This window comes from Citrobacter sp. wls619 (genome assembly GCF_005281345.1).
In the GTDB taxonomy this organism is placed as follows: Bacteria; Pseudomonadota; Gammaproteobacteria; order Enterobacterales; family Enterobacteriaceae; genus Citrobacter.
Map to the genome: position 1 here is coordinate 38,180 of NZ_SZXJ01000045.1, position 22,539 is coordinate 60,718.

17 protein-coding genes are annotated in these 22,539 nt (G+C 52.2%); 8 read left to right on the forward strand and 9 right to left on the reverse strand.

Annotated features, from left to right (window positions below; translation table 11 throughout):
• Positions 1-107: 107 nt before the first annotated feature.
• From ompF to pncB, 3 genes are all read right to left on the reverse strand, one after another.
• Positions 108-1,184 carry a porin OmpF gene (ompF, locus tag FDX19_RS11705; RefSeq protein WP_137382833.1) on the reverse strand — a complete coding sequence of 359 codons (1,077 nt, stop codon included), beginning with the start codon at positions 1,182-1,184 and terminating at the stop codon, positions 108-110.
• Between the two features lie 611 nt (positions 1,185-1,795).
• Positions 1,796-3,196 (reverse strand): asparagine--tRNA ligase, encoded by a 1,401-nt coding sequence (gene asnS, locus FDX19_RS11710; RefSeq protein WP_137382834.1) that lies wholly within the window; start codon positions 3,194-3,196, stop codon positions 1,796-1,798.
• Positions 3,197-3,362: 166 nt separating this feature from the next.
• Positions 3,363-4,565 (reverse strand): nicotinate phosphoribosyltransferase, encoded by a 1,203-nt coding sequence (gene pncB, locus FDX19_RS11715; protein WP_137382835.1) that lies wholly within the window; start codon positions 4,563-4,565, stop codon positions 3,363-3,365.
• A 265-nt stretch (positions 4,566-4,830) separates the two neighbouring features.
• On the opposite strand from pncB, the gene pepN reads away from it, so the two are divergent.
• Positions 4,831-7,443 (forward strand): aminopeptidase N, encoded by a 2,613-nt coding sequence (pepN, locus tag FDX19_RS11720; protein ID WP_137382836.1) that lies wholly within the window; start codon positions 4,831-4,833, stop codon positions 7,441-7,443.
• 104 nt (positions 7,444-7,547) lie between these two features.
• Here pepN and ssuB read toward each other — a convergent pair whose 3' ends face one another.
• From ssuB to ssuE, 5 genes are read right to left on the reverse strand one after another with little or no spacing between them, the layout of a single operon-like run.
• Positions 7,548-8,315 (reverse strand): aliphatic sulfonates ABC transporter ATP-binding protein, encoded by a 768-nt coding sequence (gene ssuB / locus FDX19_RS11725; protein WP_137382837.1) that lies wholly within the window; start codon positions 8,313-8,315, stop codon positions 7,548-7,550.
• Entirely contained in the window at positions 8,312-9,103 is a 792-nt protein-coding gene (gene ssuC, locus FDX19_RS11730) for an aliphatic sulfonate ABC transporter permease SsuC (protein ID WP_137382838.1), read from the reverse strand. The genes ssuB and ssuC overlap by 4 nt, the downstream gene beginning before the upstream one ends.
• Before the next feature lie 11 nt (positions 9,104-9,114).
• The gene (ssuD, locus tag FDX19_RS11735; RefSeq protein WP_137382839.1) at positions 9,115-10,260 is read right to left on the reverse strand and encodes an FMNH2-dependent alkanesulfonate monooxygenase; all 1,146 of its coding nucleotides are present in this window, start codon (positions 10,258-10,260) and stop codon (positions 9,115-9,117) included.
• A complete protein-coding gene (locus FDX19_RS11740) occupies positions 10,257-11,231 on the reverse strand; it encodes a sulfonate ABC transporter substrate-binding protein (RefSeq protein ID WP_137382840.1) in 975 nt (324 codons plus the stop codon). The genes ssuD and FDX19_RS11740 overlap by 4 nt, the downstream gene beginning before the upstream one ends.
• Positions 11,224-11,799 carry an NADPH-dependent FMN reductase gene (gene ssuE / locus FDX19_RS11745; protein ID WP_137382841.1) on the reverse strand — a complete coding sequence of 192 codons (576 nt, stop codon included), beginning with the start codon at positions 11,797-11,799 and terminating at the stop codon, positions 11,224-11,226. The genes FDX19_RS11740 and ssuE overlap by 8 nt, the downstream gene beginning before the upstream one ends.
• A gap of 243 nt (positions 11,800-12,042) precedes the next feature.
• Here ssuE and pyrD point away from each other — a divergent pair, with 243 nt between their 5' ends.
• A complete protein-coding gene (gene pyrD / locus FDX19_RS11755; protein ID WP_137382842.1) occupies positions 12,043-13,053 on the forward strand; it encodes a quinone-dependent dihydroorotate dehydrogenase in 1,011 nt (336 codons plus the stop codon).
• Positions 13,054-13,219: 166 nt separating this feature from the next.
• Positions 13,220-13,762 (forward strand): cell division protein ZapC, encoded by a 543-nt coding sequence (zapC, locus tag FDX19_RS11760; RefSeq protein WP_137382843.1) that lies wholly within the window; start codon positions 13,220-13,222, stop codon positions 13,760-13,762.
• Here zapC and FDX19_RS11765 read toward each other — a convergent pair.
• Positions 13,759-14,865: a YcbX family protein gene (locus FDX19_RS11765; protein WP_137382844.1), complete on the reverse strand. Its 1,107-nt coding sequence runs from the start codon at positions 14,863-14,865 to the stop codon at positions 13,759-13,761. The genes zapC and FDX19_RS11765 overlap by 4 nt on opposite strands.
• 98 nt (positions 14,866-14,963) lie before the next feature.
• On the opposite strand from FDX19_RS11765, the gene rlmKL reads away from it, so the two are divergent.
• The 5 genes from rlmKL to pqiC are packed head-to-tail and all read left to right on the forward strand — an operon-like array spanning position 14,964 to position 22,465.
• Entirely contained in the window at positions 14,964-17,072 is a 2,109-nt protein-coding gene (gene rlmKL, locus FDX19_RS11770; RefSeq protein ID WP_137382845.1) for a bifunctional 23S rRNA (guanine(2069)-N(7))-methyltransferase RlmK/23S rRNA (guanine(2445)-N(2))-methyltransferase RlmL, read from the forward strand.
• Positions 17,073-17,084: 12 nt separating this feature from the next.
• Positions 17,085-18,992 carry an ABC transporter ATP-binding protein gene (locus tag FDX19_RS11775; protein WP_137382846.1) on the forward strand — a complete coding sequence of 636 codons (1,908 nt, stop codon included), beginning with the start codon at positions 17,085-17,087 and terminating at the stop codon, positions 18,990-18,992.
• 14 nt (positions 18,993-19,006) lie between these two features.
• Positions 19,007-20,260 carry a membrane integrity-associated transporter subunit PqiA gene (pqiA, locus tag FDX19_RS11780; protein WP_137382847.1) on the forward strand — a complete coding sequence of 418 codons (1,254 nt, stop codon included), beginning with the start codon at positions 19,007-19,009 and terminating at the stop codon, positions 20,258-20,260.
• Positions 20,261-20,264: 4 nt separating this feature from the next.
• Positions 20,265-21,905 carry an intermembrane transport protein PqiB gene (gene pqiB / locus FDX19_RS11785; RefSeq protein ID WP_137382848.1) on the forward strand — a complete coding sequence of 547 codons (1,641 nt, stop codon included), beginning with the start codon at positions 20,265-20,267 and terminating at the stop codon, positions 21,903-21,905.
• Positions 21,902-22,465 (forward strand): membrane integrity-associated transporter subunit PqiC, encoded by a 564-nt coding sequence (pqiC, locus tag FDX19_RS11790; protein ID WP_137382849.1) that lies wholly within the window; start codon positions 21,902-21,904, stop codon positions 22,463-22,465. The genes pqiB and pqiC overlap by 4 nt, the downstream gene beginning before the upstream one ends.
• Positions 22,466-22,539: the final 74 nt, after the last annotated feature.

Genomic DNA, 22,539 nt, shown 5'->3' on the forward strand with positions numbered 1-22,539 from the left:
GTGACGAAAAGCAGGGGTGTTTTTTGAAGACGCAAGAATCCGCTGGCGGAGATAAAAAAACAGGACCGAAGTCCTGTTTTTTAGGCATTTAGCAAAGAGGTCTGCTATTAGAACTGGTAAACGATACCCACTGCAACGGTGTCGTCAGAGCCTACGCCCAGTTTGTTGTCAGAATCGATCTGGTTGATGATGTAATCAACATAGGTGGACATGTTTTTGTTGAAGTAGTAAGTCGCGCCCACTTCGAAGTAGTTCACCAGATCTACGTCACCGATACCTTCGATATCCTTACCTTTAGATTTGGTATAGGCGATGGACGGACGCAGACCGAAGTCGAACTGGTACTGAGCAACTAACAGTACGTCTTCAGTTTTGTTCGCATAACCGTTAGAGATACGGGTTGCGTTACGGGTTTCGCTGTAGTTCGCTGCCAGGTAGATGTTGTTAGCATCGTATTTCACGCCGGTAGCCCACTGCTCAGCTTTGTCGCCATGGCCGCGCAGAAGCGGGTTTTGCTGGGCATCGGTACGGTCAGCCGCGCCGTATGCACCGACGATACCGAAGCCTTCGAATTCGTAGCTTACAGAACCGCCAACGCCGTCACCGTTAGAGCGACGAACGTCATCACGCTCGTTTTTACCCAGGTACTGAACAGCGAAGTTCAGGCCTTCAACCAGACCGAAGAAGTTGGAGTTACGGTAAGTCGCGAGGCCACCGTTACGCTGAGAGAAGAACTGGTCGGAAGCCGCAGTATCGCCACCGAATTCTGGCAGCATATCGGTGTAACCCAGTGCATCGTATACGACGCCGTAGTTACGACCGTAATCGAAGGAACCTGCGTCACCGAATTTCAGACCAGCAAACGCCAGACGGGTTTTGTTCCCTTTCTGAGAGTCGTCACCGCCTTCGGAGTTATTGCCGCTGAACTGGTATTCCCACTGGCCGTAACCGGTCAGTTGGTCGTTAATCTGAGTTTCCCCTTTGAAACCAAGACGGGCGTATGTCTGATCGCCATTAGGTGCGTAAGCGTTGTCACCGTTGTTCTTGGAAAAATAGTGCAGACCTACAGCTTTACCGTAGATGTCTACTTTATTGCCATCTTTGTTATAAACTTCTGCAGCGTTAGCTGCCCCGGCTACCAGCAGAGCAGGGATAACCACTGCCAGAATATTGCGCTTCATCATTATTTATTACCCTCATCGGTTTTTATATGACACCTGCCACTGCCGCCAATAAATTCCGTCAATAAAAATTTACGGAACTATTGATGAGAGTTTGGTGTCTTTATGTGTCTGCAGGCATCTTTCCATTCAAACTACCGTTTCGCTACTGTCAAAGTGCTACAAATATAAAGATTTGGTTTCAAAAAGAAAAAATGTGTAACAAAATGTTATTTTTATGCAACTTTGTGAACGACATCAAATTTCAGCTGTCCCTGCGATTGAATTTTGCTCATCCTTATCTATTTATATGATTTTCTTATATTTAATTTTGCTAACGACATTTTTATCTAACCCTGCTTAAAAGAACCATTTTTACAAATGCTTATTTTGGACGTCCGGAATGCCGTGCGGATGGGTAATAAATGCTCTATTTGATCATGAAGTGCTAATCCACAATAAAAATAGTGATTATTTTTTGTTCTTAAATGTTGCAGTGAAACATCACGTAACAGGAAGGGGGAATTTACGGGTTGAGTTTAGTGCGGGATACGAGTCCATCTAAGGCGAAAAATGCAGCAATACCCTGAACGTAAAAAGGCCAGCAGTGCTGGCCTTTGTTTCAAAATACAGATTTAGAACGTAGCGTTACGCGGGGTGCGCGGGAACGGAATAACGTCGCGGACGTTCTGTACGCCGGTAACGTAAGCGATCAAACGCTCAAAGCCCAAACCGAAACCGGAATGCGGAACGGTACCGTAGCGACGCAGATCGCGATACCACCAGTAATCTTCTTTGTTCAGACCCATCTCCAGCATACGGGCATCCAGCACGTCCAGACGCTCTTCACGCTGAGAACCACCGATGATTTCACCGATTCCTGGTGCCAGCACGTCCATTGCCGCAACGGTTTTACCGTCGTCGTTAAGGCGCATATAAAACGCCTTAATATCTTTCGGATAGTTTTTAACCACCACCGGCGCTTTAAAGTGTTCTTCGGCAAGATAGCGTTCATGCTCAGAAGACAGGTCGACACCCCAGTAAACCGGGTTTTCGAACTGTTTGCCGCATTTTTCCAGAATGCTTACCGCATCGGTGTAATCTACCTGCGCGAAGTCAGCATCAATGAAACGTTCCAGGCGTGATACCGCGTCTTTGTCGACACGTTCGGCGAAGAACTTCATATCATCCGCACGTTCTTCCAGTACGGCTTTGAATGCATATTTCAGCATCGCTTCAGCCAGACCTGCAACATCGTTCAGATCGGCAAACGCGACTTCCGGCTCAAGCATCCAAAACTCTGCCAGGTGACGGCTGGTGTTGGAGTTTTCCGCACGGAAAGTCGGTCCAAAGGTATAAATTTTGGATAGTGCGCAGGCATAGGTTTCGCCGTTCAGCTGGCCGGAAACCGTCAGGAAGGCTTCTTTACCAAAGAAGTCTTTATCGAAATCGACTTTACCCTGATCGTTGCGTGGCAGGTTTTCCAGATCCAGCGTTGACACGCGGAACATTTCACCGGCACCTTCGGTATCGGAAGCGGTGATCAGTGGGGTAGAAACCCAAAAGAAACCCTGCTCATGGAAGAAGCGATGCAGCGCTTGCGCCAGCGTATGGCGTACTCGCGCAACCGCGCCAATCATATTGGTACGCGGGCGCATGTGTGCGACTTCACGCAGGTACTCAATACTGTGACGCTTCGCAGCCATGGGATAGGTATCAGGATCTTCAACCCAGCCGGTAACTTCAACTTCCGTTGCCTGAATTTCAAAGCTCTGTCCTTGTCCTGGTGACGCAACGACTTTACCCGTTACGATAACCGAACAACCCGTCGTCAGGCGTAATACGTCCTGATTGTAATTGGGCAGAGAATTATTGATGACGGCCTGTACAGGATCAAAGCAGGAACCGTCATAAACGGCGAGGAAGGAGATGCCAGCTTTTGAATCTCGGCGGGTACGCACCCATCCGCGCACGGTGACTTCGCTGTCAACGGCTACGCGGCCCTGGAGTACGTCGGCTACAGGCACAACGCTCATAATATTCTCTCTGTTAATAGTCGGATATATAAACACATGTCCACCCGTAATGGGGGGATACCTATGTTACCTGGCATCTGCAATCAGACAAGCAGAATTCGTAGCTGGAGTGAAAGATTTCGGAAATAAACGCGAATAAGGGAGCCAAAATGGCTCCCTGGAAGGCTTAACTGGCTTTTTTGATATGCGGGAGATCGAAGGCTTTGCGCAGGGCGCGAACAAACGCTTTATCGTGGCAGATGGTTTTACCTGGGCTATCAGATAACTTCGCCACTGGTTTGCCGTTACATTCCACCAGCTTGATCACAATATTGAGCGGCTTAACCTGGGGAATATTGCAGGTTAGCCGTGTCCCAATACCAAAACTCAACTGTACGCGAGAAGAGAAGTGGCGGTAGAGCTCAATCGCTTTATTCAGATCGAGGTTATCTGAGAACACCAGCGTTTTGCTTTGCGGGTCAATGCCCAGTTTTTCATAATGGGCGATGGCTTTCTCGCCCCATTCAACCGGATCGCCAGAGTCGTGGCGCAAACCCTGGTAGCGGGTTGCAAACTCAACGCCAAAGTCGCGCAAAAACGCGTCCATGGTGATGCAATCGGTCAGAGCGATACCGAGCTGGTCGGGATATTCGTTCAGCCAGGCGGCCAGGGCAACGCGCTGACTGGTCGCAAGCTCAGGGCTGATTTGCTGATGTGCCTGGAACCATTCATGCGCCTGGGTTCCCATCGGCGTTAATGACAGACGACGGGCAAGATCGTAGTTGCTGGTGCCAACAAACCACGGTTCCTGCTGTAGACGCTGAACAATAGCTTGCTGCACTTCGCGTGAAAAACGACGACGCGTGCCGAAATCCATCAGATGGAAGCGGGACATATCGACATCTTTCGTTAATGTAGTGAATTCTGCTAATTTGTTTTCCAGCTCAGCCAGTGCCTGCGGCACGCCAGATTCTGGCGAACGGTAACGGTGCACCAGTTCGCTAATTACCGCCAGCAGCGGGACTTCCCACATGATGACTTCCCGCCATGGACCGGTTAAGCGGATGTTCAGCTTACCGTTGTCATTGGTGACGCGAACCTGTTCCGGGTTGTAGCGGAAATCACGTAACCAGGTGAGGTAATCAGCTTTAAAGAAAGGCAGGCCGGAGAGCCACTGGTACTCGTCCTCCTGAAGTCGCAGGTGCTGCATAGCGTTAACCTGCTCACGAATAGTGTCGGCATAAATACCGAGCAGGTCATCGCCACGGCAACGAAATTCAGCCGCTACTTGCACATCATAGTAGTGGTGAAAAACGGCTTGCTGCATATGCAACTTATAAGCGTCTGTATCCAGCAGCGAGTGCAGAACAGGAGAAGCGAATTGTGTCATAGGTGCGCAGTAGCATCCTCTCGCGGGAGCGTTTAGTACAATAAACAACTAAGAAAACCGCTGGAGTATACCCTGTTTAGCGATTTATTGAACCCCGATCACACCATAAGCTGTCTTTCTGGTCGAGTGCATTTCGTGCCGCGTGTTATTAAAATGTAGCAAAAAGGGTGTTTGTGCCTGAAAAGATGAACATTCTGCGTAGCGCGATTTACGCAACAGGAATAGACTGAAGCCGAGACTCTACAAAAGATGCTAAAGGTTTTTTATGACACAACAGCCACAAGCCAAATACCGTCACGACTATCGTGCACCGGATTACCAGATTACTGATATTGACTTGACCTTTGACCTGGATGCTGAAAAAACCGTGGTCACCGCAGTGAGCCAGGCTGTCCGTCATGGTGCGTCTGATGCTCCCCTTCGTCTGAATGGTGAAGATCTGACCCTGGTGTCAATCCACGTGAACGATGAACCGTGGACAGAGTATAAAGAAGAAGAGGGTGCTCTGGTCATCAGCCACCTGCCGGAACGTTTTACGCTGCGTATCGTTAATGAAATCAGCCCAGCGGCTAACACCGCACTGGAAGGGCTGTATCAGTCCGGCGATGCGCTCTGTACGCAGTGCGAAGCGGAAGGGTTTCGCCATATTACCTGGTATCTCGACAGGCCGGACGTGCTGGCGCGTTTTACCACCAAAATTATTGCCGATAAAACCCGGTATCCGTTCCTGCTTTCCAACGGTAACCGTGTTGCGCAGGGCGAACTGGAAAACGGTCGCCACTGGGTGCAGTGGCAGGATCCATTCCCGAAACCGTGCTATCTGTTCGCGTTGGTCGCCGGTGATTTCGACGTGCTGAGCGATACCTTTACGACCCGCTCCGGGCGTGAAGTTGCGCTGGAATTATATGTAGACCGCGGCAACCTGGACCGTGCGCCATGGGCGATGACGTCGCTGAAAAATTCCATGAAATGGGATGAAGAGCGTTTTGGTCTGGAGTATGACCTCGATATCTACATGATCGTCGCCGTGGACTTCTTTAATATGGGGGCGATGGAGAATAAAGGTCTGAACATCTTTAACTCCAAATACGTGCTGGCGCGTACCGATACAGCCACCGACAAAGACTATCTCGATATTGAGCGCGTTATCGGCCACGAATATTTTCATAACTGGACCGGCAACCGCGTCACCTGCCGTGACTGGTTCCAGTTAAGCCTGAAAGAAGGGTTAACCGTATTCCGCGATCAGGAATTTAGCTCCGATCTTGGCTCTCGCGCGGTAAACCGTATTAGCAACGTGCGTACCATGCGCGGCTTGCAGTTTGCTGAAGACGCCAGCCCGATGGCGCATCCAATTCGCCCGGATATGGTCATTGAAATGAACAACTTCTACACCCTGACCGTGTACGAAAAGGGCGCTGAAGTGATTCGTATGATCCACACCCTGCTGGGGGAGGCGAATTTCCAGAAGGGAATGCAGCTTTACTTTGAACGTCACGATGGTAGCGCCGCGACCTGTGATGATTTCGTGCAGGCGATGGAAGATGCGTCGAACGTTGACCTTTCACATTTCCGCCGCTGGTACAGCCAGTCCGGTACGCCGATTCTGACCGTGCGAGATGACTACAATCCAGCGACGGAACAGTACACGCTGACTATCAGCCAGCGTACGCCAGCCACGCCGGATCAGGCTGAAAAGCAGCCCTTGCATATTCCTTTTGCTCTTGAGTTGTATGACAACGAAGGCAAAGTGATCCCGCTACAAAAAGGCGGTCACCCGGTGAATTCCGTGCTCAACGTGACCCAGGCAGAGCAGACGTTTGTTTTTGATAACGTTTATTTCCAGCCGGTTCCGGCACTGCTGTGTGAGTTCTCTGCGCCGGTGAAACTGGAATATAAATGGAGCGACCAGCAACTGACTTTCCTGATGCGTCATGCCCGCAATGATTTCTCTCGTTGGGATGCGGCTCAGAGCCTGTTGGCGACCTATATTAAGCTGAATGTTGCCCGACATCAGCAGGGGCAGCCGCTGTCACTGCCGGTACACGTTGCTGACGCATTCCGGGCGATTCTGCTCGATGAGAAAATCGATCCGGCACTGGCGGCAGAGATCCTGACGCTGCCTTCCGTCAACGAGATTGCTGAGCTGTTTGAGATTATCGATCCCGTGGCGATCGCCGAGGTTCGTGAAGCGTTAACCCGCACGCTGGCGGCTGAACTGGCAGATGAGTTGCTGGCGATTTATAACGCCAATCATCTCGATGAGTATCGCGTTGAGCATGCTGATATTGGCAAACGTACGCTGCGCAATGCCTGCCTGCGCTTCCTGGCGTTTGGGGAAACCCAACTGGCTGACGCCCTGGTGAGCAAGCAGTACCGTGAAGCGAACAATATGACCGATGCGCTGGCAGCGCTGTCAGCGGCGGTCGCCGCACAGTTGCCGTGTCGTGACGCGCTGATGCAGGAATACGACGACAAATGGCATCACGACGGTCTGGTGATGGATAAATGGTTTATCCTGCAATCTACCAGCCCGGCTGATAACGTGTTGGAAACGGTACGCGGCCTGTTGAAGCATCGCTCCTTCAGTATGAGCAACCCGAACCGCATTCGTTCGCTGATTGGTGCCTTTGCGGGTAGCAACCCGGCGGCATTCCATGCGGAAGATGGTAGTGGCTATCAGTTCCTGGTTGACATGTTGACCGAGCTGAACAGCCGAAATCCTCAGGTGGCATCTCGTTTGATTGAGCCGCTGATTCGCCTGAAACGTTATGATGCAAAACGTCAGGCGAAGATGCGGGCAGCGTTGGAACAGTTGAAAGGTCTGGAAAATCTCTCCGGCGATCTGTTCGAGAAAATTACCAAAGCATTAGCCTGAGACGTTGACCTGTAGTTTTGTAGGCCGGATAAGGCGATAACGCCGTCATCCGGCAAAATGCCCGGTGGCGCTCATGCTTACCGGGCCTACAACGTCCTGAATGTTTATCCATGCAGTCGGATTGACTGTTCTGCCTCGCCACGCTGCATCACCCGATTCAACACTTCTGCTTCCAGTTCTGCCAGACGCGCCGAACCAACCCTACGCGGTCGGGCAATATCCACCGTTAAATCCAGCCCGATTTTTCCGTCCTCAATCAGCAAAACGCGATCGGCCATTGCCACCGCTTCACTCACGTCATGGGTGACCAGCAGTACGGTAAAGCCGTGCTCTTGCCACAAAGAGACAATCAGCTCCTGCATTTCAAGGCGGGTTAATGCATCCAGCGCGCCGAGGGGTTCATCCAGCAGAAGCAGACCGGGGCGATGAATTAATGCCCGCGCCAGGGCCACGCGCTGTTTTTGTCCGCCAGAAAGCGCTGCGGGCCACTCCTGAGCACGATTCTCCAGCCCAACTGCGGCCAGCGCATCTCGGGCCGCATTGCGCCAGTGGCCTTTCAGACCCAGGCCCACATTATCGATAACCGTCTTCCATGGCAGTAAACGCGCATCCTGAAACATCATTCGCGTATCATCCTGAATATCTGCCAACGGGGTGGTTCCGGCAAGTAATGCGCCTGAGGTGGGAGACTCCAGCCCTGCCAGCAGACGCAGTAACGTGCTTTTACCTCCGCCACTGCGGCCAACCACAGCAACAAACTGTCCGGCTGGAATATGCAAATCTAACTGAGTGAGCACCGTATTGGCGGCGTATTGTTTCGTCACGGCGCTCAGCAACAGCGGCGTGCCCTGGTTCAAGCGGGCGGTATTCATACGGTAGCCTCCTTCACATGGTAAGCCGGGTTCCAGCGCAGCCAGACCTGCTCCAGCAATTGGGCGCTGACGTCGGCAAGTTTGCCGAGCAGGGCGTAGAGAATAATGGCCACCACAACCACATCGGTTTGCAGAAATTCGCGGGCGTTCATCGCCAGATAGCCAATACCGGCATTGGCTGAAATGGTTTCCGCCACAATCAGCGTCAGCCACATCAGTCCGAGAGCAAAACGCACCCCAACCATAATCGAGGGCAGGGCACCGGGGAGGATCACATGTATAAACAGTGAAAAACCAGATAACCCATAGCTGCGCGCCATCTCAACCAACCCGCGGTCGATATTACGTATCCCGTGGCAGGTGTTGATGTAAATCGGGAACAGCGTGCCCAACGCAACGAGAAAGATCTTGGCGGATTCATCAATGCCGAACCACAGAATCACCAGCGGGATCAGCGCCAGATGCGGTACGTTACGCAGCATCTGCACCGACGTATCCAGCAGGCGTTCTCCCCAACGTGAAAGGCCGCTAATCAGTCCCAGCGTCAGGCCAATCGATCCACCAATAGAGAATCCGATCAACGCGCGCCAGGAACTGATGGCCAGATGCTGCCAAAGCTCGCCGCTGGCGGAAAGCGTCCAGAAGGCTTCAATAACACCCTCCGGGGAGGGCAGGATACGGGTGGAGAGCCAGCCCATTGTGGATGCGAACTGCCAGACCACCACCAGACCCAGCGGTAAAAACCAGGGCGCGAGGCGCAATAACCACCTGTTTTTCGGTGTTGCCATTAGCCAGCTCCTTAGCTTTGTGCAGCTTTACGCGGGATAAATTCGTTCGCCACCGCTTCGCCTTGCTGATGCAGGTGCTGCGGCTGTGGAATTTCGGGTATCGCGACATCCAGATGTGGGAACAGCAGCTCGCCGACCTTGTATGCCTCTTCCAGATGTGGGTATCCGGACAACACAAAGCTGTCGATTCCCAGCGCGGCATACTCGTTAATACGCGCCGCGACCGTAGGCCCATCTCCGACCAGTGCGGTACCTGCGCCACCGCGCACCAGTCCGACGCCTGCCCACAGGTTCGGGCTGATTTCCAGTTTGTCACGTTTACCGTTGTGCAGTGCCGCCATTCGCTGCTGACCAATCGAGTCCGTTCTTGAGAAAGCGGCCTGGGCTTTGGCAATGGTGTCGTCATCCAGATGGGCTATCAGGCGATCCGCTGCCTGCCACGCCTCTTGTGTTGTTTCCCGCACGATCACATGTAGACGAATACCAAAGCGGATCTTGCGACCGAGCGCCGCCGCTTTGGCCCGCACCTGTTCAATTTTCTCTTTCACTTGTTCAGGCGGCTCGCCCCAGGTCAGATAGAGATCAACCTGCTCGGCAGCTAGATCTTGTGCGACATCAGACGATCCGCCGAAATAAAGCGGTGGTCGGGGTTGTTGTACGGGAGGGAAAAACAGTTTCGCGCCGCGGACGTGAATATGTTTGCCGTTGAAATCCACGGTTTCACCTTGCAGTAGGCGCCGCCAGACCTGAGTAAATTCCGCAGAGGCTTCATAGCGCTCGGTGTGATCGAGAAATACGCCGTCACCCGCCAGTTCCTGTGGATCGCTACCGGTCACCAGGTTAAATAACGCCCGACCGTTAGAGAGTCTGTCGAGCGTGGCGGCCTGGCGTGCGGCAACCGTCGGCGAGGTGACGCTTGGACGTAGCGCGACCAGAAACTTTAATCGCTGGGTGACCGGGATCATCGAGGCAGCAACCAGCCAGGCATCTTCGCAGGAGCGACCGGTTGGGATGAGAACGCCGGTAAATCCCAGACGATCGGCCGTTTGCGCGATTTGTTGCAGATAGCCGTGATCGACCGGGCGTGAACCTTCCTCCGTCCCCAGATAATGACCGTCGCCGTGGGTGGGTAAAAACCAGAACATGTTCAGACTCATAATTTTTCTCCAGCCTGCTGAGTGGGTTGCCAGATACGCTGGCGAATATCGATTTTTTTCGGCAGCAACCGGTTGTCATAAAACAGATCGGCGGTTTGTTGCTGTAGCGCAGCAACAGAGGCGCTGACGGGGGTAATGGTGGTTGGCGGGCGGTGATCCAGATAAGAGGCAATTACCGGCTCGGGCAGGCCCATGGTTTTAGCCAGCAGGGTGATGCTTGGTTGGCGCTGGCTGAGGGTTAACGCATCGGCTTGGCTAAAGGTATCCAGCACGCCAAGAACAAATGCGCCATTTTTCTCGGCATAAGGACGTGCGGCGAGATAAAACGAACCGGTCTGTTTGAGGTCTGAACCGTCTTTCAGCACGCGCACATCACCTTGCAGTAATGCGGCGGAGTAGTAGGGATCCCAGATAGCCCACGCATCAACGTTTCCTTGCTGAAAGGCCGCTCGCGCATCGGCGGGGGTCAGATACGTCGGTTGAATATCGGTAAATTTCAGCCCAGCCTGTTGCAGCGCACGGAGCAGTAAATTGTGGGCGCTGGAACCTTTCTGGAAGGCGACTTTATGTCCTTTAAGCTGCGCGACACTCTGGATCGGGCTATTTTTCGGCACCAGAATCACTTCGGCTTGCGGTTTAGGCGGCTCGACGCCCACATAAACGAGATCCGCCCCCGCGGCCTGGGCGAAAATTGGCGGGATATCACCCGTACTGCCGAGATCAATACTGCCGATATTGAGCGCTTCCAGCATTTGTGGCCCGGCCGGGAACTCAACCCACGAGATTTTAGTTTGCGGGTAGCGTTTCTCCAGCAACTGATGGCTTTTTGCCAACACCATGCTGACGCTCCCTTTCTGATAACCAATGCGCAGAGCATCGGGCGCAGGTTCTGCGGCATACGCCAGCGTTGACAGTGACAGCAGCCCGGTCAGTGCCAGCCACGACGTGTGACGCTTGAGCAGATTAAGCATGGGCGGCACCTCGCAGGGCATTCAATTGAGGGCGTTGAATATCGCGACGATGCAATGCCTGCCAGAACGTCTCGAGCGCGCCATCCAGGCGCAATTGCAGGTTGGGTGTGAACTGAGGTTTATGCTGATAATCAATGACCTGCGAATCATCGGCAAACACACCGTGCAGGATCTCCTGGGCCTTTAACGCACTCAGTACCGGTTTCAGTGCATAATCGACCGCCAGTAAGTGTGCAACGGTCCCCCCGGTTGCCAGCGGCAACACCACCTTTCCTTCCAGTGCCCGTTCGGGGAGTAGGTCGAGCAGTGTTTTCAATGCGCCCGAGTATGCGGCTTTGTAGACCGGTGTGGCGACAATCAGCCCGTCTGCATCCTGCAGTTGTTCAATAAATGTCTTCAGCGCCGGACTATCAAAACGGGCATAGATCAGATCTTCCGGGGCAAAATTGTGCAGGTTCCAGTGAAAGACTTCGACATCCTGACCGTTCAGTTTTTCTCGGGCATATTCCAGTAACGCGCTGGAGCGAGAGGGAAAGCGTGGGCTTCCCGCCAGAGTGATGACGCGCATAATTTCAATCTCCCCTTATAACCAATTGTTTGCTTTTAATTAACATTGATAACAATTTGTGCAGTCTGGCAGAGGGGCTTTGTTTATCGAAATGATTTATACGGGATAGAAAAGTTGGAAATTGAATAAAAAGGCAGGGGCGAGGAAAACGATTGCTATTTATTGCCGCAGGTCAATTCCCTTTTTGCTCGCGATCGCACATAATACGCCCCCGGTTTGCACACCGGGAATCCAGGAGAGTTCATGTACTACCCCTTCGTTCGTAAAGCCCTTTTTCAGCTCGATCCAGAGCGCGCCCATGAATTGACATTCCAGCAATTACGTCGCATTACCGGCACGCCGCTCGAAGCGCTTGTCCGCCAGAAAGTACCCGCAAAACCGGTTACCTGTATGGGGCTGACGTTTAAAAATCCGCTCGGTCTTGCTGCCGGACTGGATAAAGACGGGGAGTGCATTGATGCACTTGGGGCGATGGGATTCGGCTCAATTGAAATCGGTACCGTGACGCCGCGTCCGCAGCCGGGTAACGATAAACCGCGTCTGTTCCGTCTGGTTGATGCAGAAGGTTTGATCAACCGTATGGGGTTTAATAACCTGGGCGTTGATAACCTGGTGGAGAACGTCAAAAAATCGCATTTTGACGGTATTCTGGGGATTAATATTGGTAAGAATAAAGATACTCCGGTAGAGAATGGCAAAGATGACTATCTGATTTGTATGGAAAAAGTCTATGCGTATGCCGGTTATATTGCGATTAATATCTCTTCACCGAATACTCCAGGGCTGCGTACGCTACAATACGGCGAGGCGCTGGATGATCTGCTGACGGCTATTAAAAATAAGCAAAACGATCTCCAGGCGATCCACCATAAATATGTGCCAGTGGCGGTAAAGATCGCGCCGGATCTTTCTGTGGAAGAACTGATCCAGGTTGCTGACAGTTTGGTTCGTCATAATATTGATGGCGTTATTGCCACAAATACCACCCTTGATCGTTCTCTTGTTCAGGGAATGAAGAATTGTGACCAAATGGGTGGTTTAAGCGGCCGACCATTGCAATTAAAAAGTACAGAAATTATTCGTCAGTTGTCTCAGGAATTAAAAGGGCAGTTGCCCATTATTGGTGTTGGCGGGATCGACTCGGTGATTGCCGCACGGGAAAAAATGGCTGCCGGTGCAACCCTCGTGCAGATTTATTCGGGATTTATTTTTAAAGGTCCGCCGTTGATTAAAGAAATCGTCAGCAATATCTGATCTATGCCTTAATCCGACAACCAGGGCTTTATTTCTAGCCCTGGTTGTTTTATATTCCTTTACTGTTGCTTATTTAAACATTCTGAGCTTTTATTATTAGGGCAATAAACGAAGCGGCAAATGGATCGTGTCGTAATGGCGATGATTAAGGAAAGGAGAGAAACTGATGCGAATTAAACCCGACGATAACTGGCGCTGGTATTATGATGAAGAGCACGATCGAATGATGCTCGATTTAGCCAATGGCATGTTATTCCGCTCGCGTTTTGCGCGTAAAATGCTCACGCCTGATGCATTTTCTCCGTCTGGTTTTTGTGTCGATGACGCTGCGCTTTATTTCTCCTTCGAAGAAAAATGCCGTTACCTGGATTTAGCTAAAGAACAAAAAGCGGAACTGGTGCTAAATGCGCTGGTGGCGATTCGGTATCTTAAACCGCAAATGCCAAAAAGCTGGCACTTTGTTGCGCACGGCGTGAACTGGTCGCCAGTGGTCGGTGATGCTGCCTGTGTTTATTTAAGCGATACTGAAGAACAGGTAAATCTGTTAGTGGTAGAGCCGGGTGAAAATGCCGCACTGTGTTTGCTTGCACAGCCGGGCGTGGTCATTGCCGGTCGCACCATGCAACTTGGCGATGCGATTAAAATCATGAATGACAGACTGAAACCGCAGGCAATTGTCGACAGTTTCAGCCTTGAGCAGGCGGTCTAACTTTCCAGCCTGATTGCCGTTTTGGGTACACAACTGCAGCAAAGAATCGTTCCGTCATCGCCAATCGCTGATTTTTTCAGTGGGCTGACTTCGCCTTCTACCAGCCGAATCCGGCAGCAGCCGCAAATTCCCGCACGACACGAATAGGGAACACGGATCCCCTGGTTTTCCAGCTGTTCCAACAATACCTGCTGATTATTTCCGCGAAATGTTTGACCCTGCCAGTCAATCATCACGGTTGCATCGGGTTGTTGTTGCAAAGCGGTATCATCAGATTCCGCCGCGCCGTACAGTCGGGCGGGTCCGGTTGCCAGTATTTCTACTTCATCACCCACACGAATTACGCCGCTATTACGGGCGATGAGATTCTGGCCGAAATCGACATCACCGTTGTCTGGCGCTGTACGGAGGGTTTGCAGCGTCGCCAGTGGCTCGCCGGATGGATGTTTCTGGCCTTTCTCTGGGCTGACGGTAGTGAAAATACAGCGACTACAGGGTTTAGCCACGTCAAAGATAACGTCGCCGATGCGTATCACTTTCCAGGTATCTTCTTCCCAGGCGCTAGCACCTGTAACTACCAGGTTGGGGCGAAACTGTTCCATTCTGATGCTGGCCGGGCAGCGTTGCTGCAGATCGCGCAGAGAGGCCTCGTTCGTCAGGAGATAGGGAAAACCATCGGCAAAAGATAACGGCACGCCATCGTGGCGCTTTACCCGGCGCGTCAGCTGCGGGCCAACCCAACGCAACTGCACATCACGGGAAAAAAAACTGCTGATCCAGCGATTGATATCCGCTGGCGCGACCCGTGCGGTAAAATGGTTTCCCCACACTTCTGTAGGTGCATCCTGCGTGGAGAAGTCGGCAAAGCGCACTAACGCACTGCTGCCGTCTGGCGCGGTAAGGTGTAGGCCGTCATGGAATGGCGACGGGGTAAAACGGACCATTTGCGGGAACTGTCGGGCGGTGATGAACGTTCCGTCGGGTTCAGTGATCATAAAGATGCGATCAAAGGCAAGGCCGCTGATATCTGCCAGGGCGTGCGTTAGCCCAATGCCGCGCATTGATTTAACCGGATGGATAAAAAGTCGGGTTAACGTGACCACTGTACAGCCCCTCGAATGAAAATAAGCCTTCAACTTTATGACATACAGCCCATATTAGCTATAATGCGCAGCAATTTTCTCGGAGTAAAAGTGACATTATGAATTCTCTGTTTGCCAGTACGGCCCGCGGGCTGGAAGAGCTGTTAAAAACTGAACTGGAAAACCTCGGCGCATTGGAGTGCCAGGTCGTTCAGGGTGGGGTCCATTTTAAGGGCGACACGCGGCTTGTTTACCAGAGCCTGATGTGGAGCCGCCTGGCCTCGCGCATTATCCTGCCGATGGGAGAGTGCAAGGTCTATAGCGATCTTGATCTGTACCTCGGTGTTCAGGCAATCGACTGGACAGAGATATTTAATCCTGGTGCCACCTTCGCCGTGCACTTTAGCGGGCTGAACGAGACGATTCGTAATAGCCAGTATGGTGCACTGAAAGTAAAGGATGCGATTGTCGATGCCTTTACCCGTAAAAATCTGCCGCGCCCGAACGTAGATCGAGAATCACCCGATCTGCGCATTAACGTTTGGCTGAACAAAGATACGGCCAGCATCGCGCTCGATCTGAGCGGCGACGGCCTGCATCAGCGTGGTTATCGTGATCGTGCGGGTCAGGCGCCGATTAAAGAGACGCTGGCGGCCGCCATTGTGATGCGTTCAGGCTGGCAGGCGGGTACGCCGCTGCTCGATCCGATGTGTGGTTCCGGTACGTTGCTGATTGAAGCCGCAATGTGGGCAACCGATCGCGCGCCGGGTCTGCACCGCGGATACTGGGGATTCAGCGGTTGGGCGCAGCATGATGAAGCCGTGTGGCAAGAAGTGAAAGCTGAAGCACAGGTGCGCGCGCGCAAAGGACTGGCGGACTATACCTCGCACTTCTATGGGTCTGATAGCGATGCCCGCGTGATTGAAAAAGCGCGCAGTAACGCCCGCCGCGCCGGTATTGCCGATCTGATGACGTTTGAAGTCAAAGATGTCGCCAAACTGAGCAATCCGTTGCCGAAAGGACCTTACGGTACTGTCATCAGCAACCCACCCTACGGCGAGCGTCTGGACAGTGAACCCGCATTGATCGCTTTGCACAGCCTGCTGGGACGCACGATGAAAAACCAGTTTGGCGGCTGGAATCTGTCGCTGTTCAGCGCATCACCCGATTTGCTCAGCAGCCTGCAATTGCGTGCGGATAAACAGTTTAAAGCGAAAAATGGCCCGCTGGATTGTGTCCAGAAGAACTATCACGTTGCAGAGACCACCGCGGACAGCAAGCCTGCCACGGTAGCGGAAGATTATGCCAACCGCCTGCGCAAGAATATTAAGAAGCTGGAAAAATGGGCGCGTCAGGAAGGGATCGAATGCTATCGCCTGTATGACGCCGACCTGCCGGAATACAACGTTGCAGTGGACCGTTATGGTGAGTGGGTCGTGGTTCAGGAATATGCCCCGCCGAAGACGGTCGATGCGCAAAAAGCACGTCAACGCCTGTTCGACATCATTGCCGCTACGCTGTCGGTACTGGAAATCGCGCCAAATAAACTGGTGCTGAAAACCCGTGAGCGGCAGAAAGGGAAGAACCAATACCAGAAGATGAACGAGAAGGGTGAATTCATTGAGGTGAGCGAGTACAACGCGCGCCTGTGGGTCAACCTGACCGATTATCTTGATACCGGTTTATTCCTCGATCACCGTATTGCACGCCGCATGTTGGGGCAGATGAGCAAAGGGAAAGACTTCCTTAACCTGTTCTCCTACACCGGTAGCGCGAGCGTGCATGCCGGATTGGGTGGCGCACGTAGCACCACAACGGTAGATATGTCGCGTACCTATCTGGAATGGGCAGAGCGTAACCTGCGACTGAACGGGTTAAGCGGACGTGCGCACCGCTTGATTCAGGCCGACTGCCTGGGCTGGCTGCGTGATGCCAATGAACAGTTTGATCTGATTTTCATCGACCCGCCGACGTTCTCTAACTCAAAACGTATGGAAGACTCGTTTGATGTGCAGCGCGATCATCTGGCGCTAATGAAAGATCTGAAACGTCTGCTACGCAAAGACGGCACGATCATGTTCTCCAACAACAAACGTGGATTCCGTATGGATCTCGACGGTCTGGCTGAGCTGGGATTGAAAGCACAAGAAATTACCCAAAAAACGCTTTCCCAGGACTTCGCCCGTAACCGTCAGATCCACAATTGCTGGCTGATTACCGCAGCCTGAAAGGAAAAATAAATGTCATTGATCAGTATGCATGGCGCATGGCTGTCGTTCAGCGATGCGCCGCTTCTTGATAATGCAGAACTGCATATCGAAGATAACGAACGCGTCTGTCTGGTAGGCCGTAACGGCGCGGGCAAATCGACGCTGATGAAGATCCTGAACCGTGAGCAGGGTCTTGACGACGGACGTATTATTTATGAACAGGATCTGGTTGTGGCACGTCTGCAACAGGATCCGCCGCGCAATGTCGAAGGCAGCGTCTATGACTTCGTTGCCGAAGGCATTGCAGAGCAGGCGGTGTATCTCAAGCGTTACCACGATATCTCGCATCTGGTGATCACCGATCCGAGTGATAAAAACCTGCAGGAACTGGCGAAGGTTCAGGAACAGCTGGATCACCACAATCTGTGGCAGCTGGAAAGCCGTATCAACGAGGTACTGGAACAGCTTGGGCTGGAGCCAGACATGGAGCTGGCATCGCTTTCCGGTGGCTGGCTGCGTAAAGCCGCGCTGGGCCGGGCGTTAGTCAGCAATCCGCGCATATTGCTGCTGGATGAACCGACCAACCACCTGGATATTGAAACCATCGACTGGCTGGAAGGGTTCCTGAAAACCTTTAACGGCACGATCATTTTTATCTCCCACGACCGTTCGTTTATTCGCAATATGGCAACGCGCATTGTCGATCTCGATCGCGGCAAGCTGGTGACCTATCCGGGTAATTACGATCAGTACCTGCTGGAAAAAGAAGAAGCGCTGCGGGTAGAAGAGCTACAGAATGCGGAGTTTGATCGCAAACTGGCGCAGGAAGAAGTCTGGATCCGTCAGGGTATTAAGGCACGCCGTACCCGTAATGAAGGTCGTGTGCGAGCGCTGAAGGCCATGCGTCGCGAGCGCGGTGAGCGCCGTGAAGTGATGGGTACGGCGAAGATGCAGGTTGAAGAGGCGAGCCGCTCAGGCAAGATTGTCTTCGAAATGGAGAATGTTGATTACCAGGTTGACGGGAAGCAACTGGTAAAAGATTTCTCCGCGCAGGTGCAGCGCAGCGACAAAATTGCCTTAATTGGACCTAACGGCTGCGGCAAAACGACGCTGCTTAAGCTGATGCTGGGACAATTGCAGGCTGACAGTGGTCGCATCCACGTCGGGACGAAGCTGGAAGTTGCCTATTTCGACCAGCACCGTGCTGAACTGGATCCGGATAAAACCGTGATGGATAACCTTGCTGAAGGTAAGCAAGAGGTGATGGTGAACGGTAAGCCGCGCCATGTGCTGGGCTATCTTCAGGACTTCCTGTTCCATCCGAAACGTGCGATGACACCGGTACGTGCATTGTCTGGCGGGGAACGCAATCGTCTGCTGCTGGCGCGTCTGTTCCTGAAACCCAGTAACCTCTTGATTCTCGATGAACCCACCAACGATCTCGACGTCGAAACGCTGGAACTGCTCGAAGAGTTGATTGACGGTTATCAGGGGACCGTATTGCTGGTCAGCCACGACCGTCAGTTTGTTGACAATACGGTTACCGAGTGCTGGATTTTTGAAGGCGGCGGCAAAATTGGTCGTTATGTAGGCGGTTACCACGACGCACGTGAGCAGCAGTCACAGTATGTGGCGTTTAAACAGCCTGTTGCCAAAAAAACAGAGGAAACTGTTGCGCCTAAAGCAGAAATTGTAAAACGCGGCACAAGCAAACTAAGCTATAAACTACAGCGCGAACTGGAGCAGCTTCCAGCATTGCTGGAAGCGTTGGAAGCTAAGCTGGAAACATTACAAGCTCAGGTGGCTGACGCCTCATTTTTCAGTCAACCGCATGAGCAAACGCAGCAGGTATTAGCTAATCTGAACGAAGCGGAACAAGAACTTGAGCAAGCCTTTGAGCGCTGGGAGTATCTTGAGTCTTTAAAGAATGGCGCATAATTAAAGGAGCACATATGTGCGAACATCACCATGCCGCGAAGCATATTTTATGCTCGCAGTGTGACATGCTGGTGGCGCTTCCTCGCCTTGAGCATGGTCAGAAAGCGGCATGTCCACGATGTGGCACTACGTTAACGGTTGAGTGGGACGCGCCAAGGCAGCGTCCTACCGCCTATGTGTTAGCAGCATTGTTCATGCTGCTTTTGTCCAACCTGTTTCCCTTTGTGAATATGAACGTCGCAGGGGTGAGCAGCGAAGTGACGTTGCTGGAAATCCCCAGCGTTCTCTTTTCCGAAGATTATGCCAGTCTTGGCACCTTCTTTTTATTATTCGTGCAACTGGTTCCCGCGTTTTGCCTGCTAACTATTCTGCTGCTGGTGAATCGGGTGCAGATGCCAGGCAGACTTAAGGCGAGGCTTGCACGTGTTCTGTTCCAGTTAAAAAGCTGGGGAATGGCGGAAATCTTCCTCGCCGGCGTGCTGGTCAGCTTCGTTAAGCTCATGGCCTATGGCGATATCGGCGTGGGCAGTAGTTTCATCCCGTGGTGCTTCTTTTGCGTTCTGCAACTGCGCGCATTCCAGTGTGTCGATCGTCGCTGGCTGTGGGATGATATTGCGCCGATGCCGGCTATCAAACAGGTCTTAAAGCCAGGTGTACCCGGTATCCGGCAAGGATTGCGTTCCTGCTCCTGTTGCACGGCTATTCTTCCGGCTGATGAGCTGGTGTGTCCGCGCTGTCAAACGAAAGGCTATGTACGGCGTAAAAACAGTTTGCAATGGACACTGGCATTACTGTTTACGTCGATAATGCTCTATCTTCCCGCCAATATTCTGCCGATTATGATCACCGATTTGCTCGGGTCAAAACTGCCATCAACCATTCTTGAGGGCGTGGTTTTAATCTGGAGCGAAGGCTCTTATCCCGTGGCTGCGGTTATCTTTATCGCCAGTATTCTGGTGCCGACGTTGAAAATGATCGCGATCGCGTGGCTATGCTGGGACGCCAAAGGGCATGGCAAACGCGACAGTGAACGTATGCACCTGATTTATGAAGTTGTGGAATTTGTCGGTCGCTGGTCAATGATTGACGTTTTTGTGATTGCGGTACTCTCTGCGTTGGTGCGCATGGGAGGGTTAATGAATATTTATCCTGCGATGGGTGCTTTGATGTTTGCTTTAGTCGTCATTATGACAATGTTTTCTGCGATGACGTTTGATCCACGTCTGTCGTGGGACCGTGAACCAGAACCAGGCCATGAGGAGTCCTGACAGCATGGAATCTAAAAGTGGGGAAGCCAAAGTGCAGAAGGTAAAAAACTGGTCGCCCGTGTGGATATTCCCGATCGTCACTGCACTCATTGGCGCATGGGTTCTGTTTTACCACTACAGCCATCAGGGGCCGGAAGTCACGTTGATTACGACCAATGCCGAAGGTATTGAAGGGGGTAAAACAACGATTAAAAGCCGTAGTGTGGATGTCGGCGTGGTTGAAAGCGCTACCCTGACGGATGATTTGACCCATGTGGAAATTAAAGCACGCCTTAATTCCGGTATGGAAAAGCTGCTGCATAAAGATTCGGTCTTTTGGGTGGTGAAGCCGCAGGTGGGGCGTGAAGGTATCAGTGGCCTGGGAACGCTGTTGTCCGGGGCATATATTGAGCTGCAACCTGGTAATAAAGGCAGCAAGCTGGAAAATTACCAATTGCTCGATTCTCCACCGCTGGCGCCGCCTGATGCGAAAGGGATCCGCGTGATCCTGGACAGTAAAAAAGCCGGTCAGTTGAGTCCCGGCGATCCGGTCCTTTTCCGCGGTTATCGCGTGGGCTCGGTTGAAACCAGCACATTTGATGCGCAAAAACGTACGATCAGTTACCAGCTTTTCATCAATGCGCCAAACGATCGACTGGTAACCAGTAATGTCCGTTTCTGGAAGGACAGCGGTATTGCCGTCGATCTCACTTCGGCGGGTATGCGAGTGGAAATGGGCTCGCTCACCACGCTGTTTGGCGGCGGAGTAAGCTTTGACGTACCGGAAGGGCTGGAACAAGGCCAACCGGTTGAACAGCACTCCTCTTTTAATCTGTATGACGATCAAAAAAGTATTCAGGATTCCTTGTATACCGATCACATTGATTACCTGATGTTCTTCAAGGATTCAATTCGTGGTCTGCAGCCGGGGGCGCCGCTGGAATTCCGTGGCATACGCCTGGGTACCGTAAGTAAAGTGCCTTTCTTTGCGCCAAATATGCGTCAGGTATTTAACAACGATTACCGCATCCCTGTTCTGGTGCGTATTGAACCTGAACGGCTGAAAGCGCAGTTGGGTGAAGACACCGATGTGGGGGCTCATCTTGCTGAGTTGCTCAAACGTGGACTGAGAGGGTCATTGAAGACGGGGAACCTGGTGACCGGCGCGCTGTATGTCGATCTCGATTTTTACCCGAAAGAGCCGCCAATTACAGGGGTACGCGAGTTTAATGGTTATCAAATTATTCCGACAGTGAGCGGCGGTCTGGCGCAGATTCAGCAGCGTCTGATGGAAGCGTTGGATAAGATTAATAGTCTACCGCTGAACCCGATGATTGAGCAGGCAACCAATACGCTGTCGGAAAGCCAGCGCACGATGAAGCATCTGCAAACTACGCTGGATAACATGAATAAGATCACGTCCAGCCAGTCGATGCAGCAGCTTCCTGCGGATATGCAGAATACGTTGCGTGAACTGAATCGCAGCATGCAGGGCTTCCAGCCGGGTTCTGCGGCCTACAACAAGATGGTGGCAGATATGCAGCGTCTTGATCAGGTACTGCGTGAACTGCAGCCGGTTCTGAAAACGCTGAACGACAAGAGTAACGCGCTGGTGTTTGAAGCGAAGGACAAAAAAGATCCAGAGCCGAAGAGGGCGAAACAATGAAAAAGTGGCTAGTGGTGATGATGGCGGTCTGGCTGACGTCATGTAGCTCCAGCGGAGAGAATAAAAGCTATTATCAGCTCCCCATTGCGCAAGGGGGGGTACAAAGCTCAGCTAATCAGGGCAACCGCCTGCTGTGGGTTGAACAGGTTGCAGTACCTGATTACCTGGCGGGGAATGGTGTGGTGTACCAGACCAGCGACGTGAAGTATGTGATAGCGAATAACAATCTCTGGGCCAGCCCACTGGATCAGCAGTTGCGCAATACCCTTGTCGCAAATCTGAGTATGCAACTTCCTGGCTGGGTGGTTGCATCTCAGCCGTTGGGAAGCACTCAGGATACGCTTAACGTGACGGTGACAGGCTTTCACGGACGTTACGATGGCAAAGTGATTGTCAGCGGTGAATGGTTGCTGAATCACCAGGGGCAATTAATCAAGCGTCCGTTCCATATCGAAGTTGTACAGACGCAGGATGGCTACGATGAAATGGTGAAAGTTCTGGCCAGCGCCTGGAGTCAGGAAGCGACGGCAATCGCCCAAGAGCTGAAACGTATTCCCTAAGCTTAAATAATTGTAAATTATGCCGCCTCAGGTTCATCGCCAGAGGCGGTTTTTTTTATTTTTTTAGCGGTTGA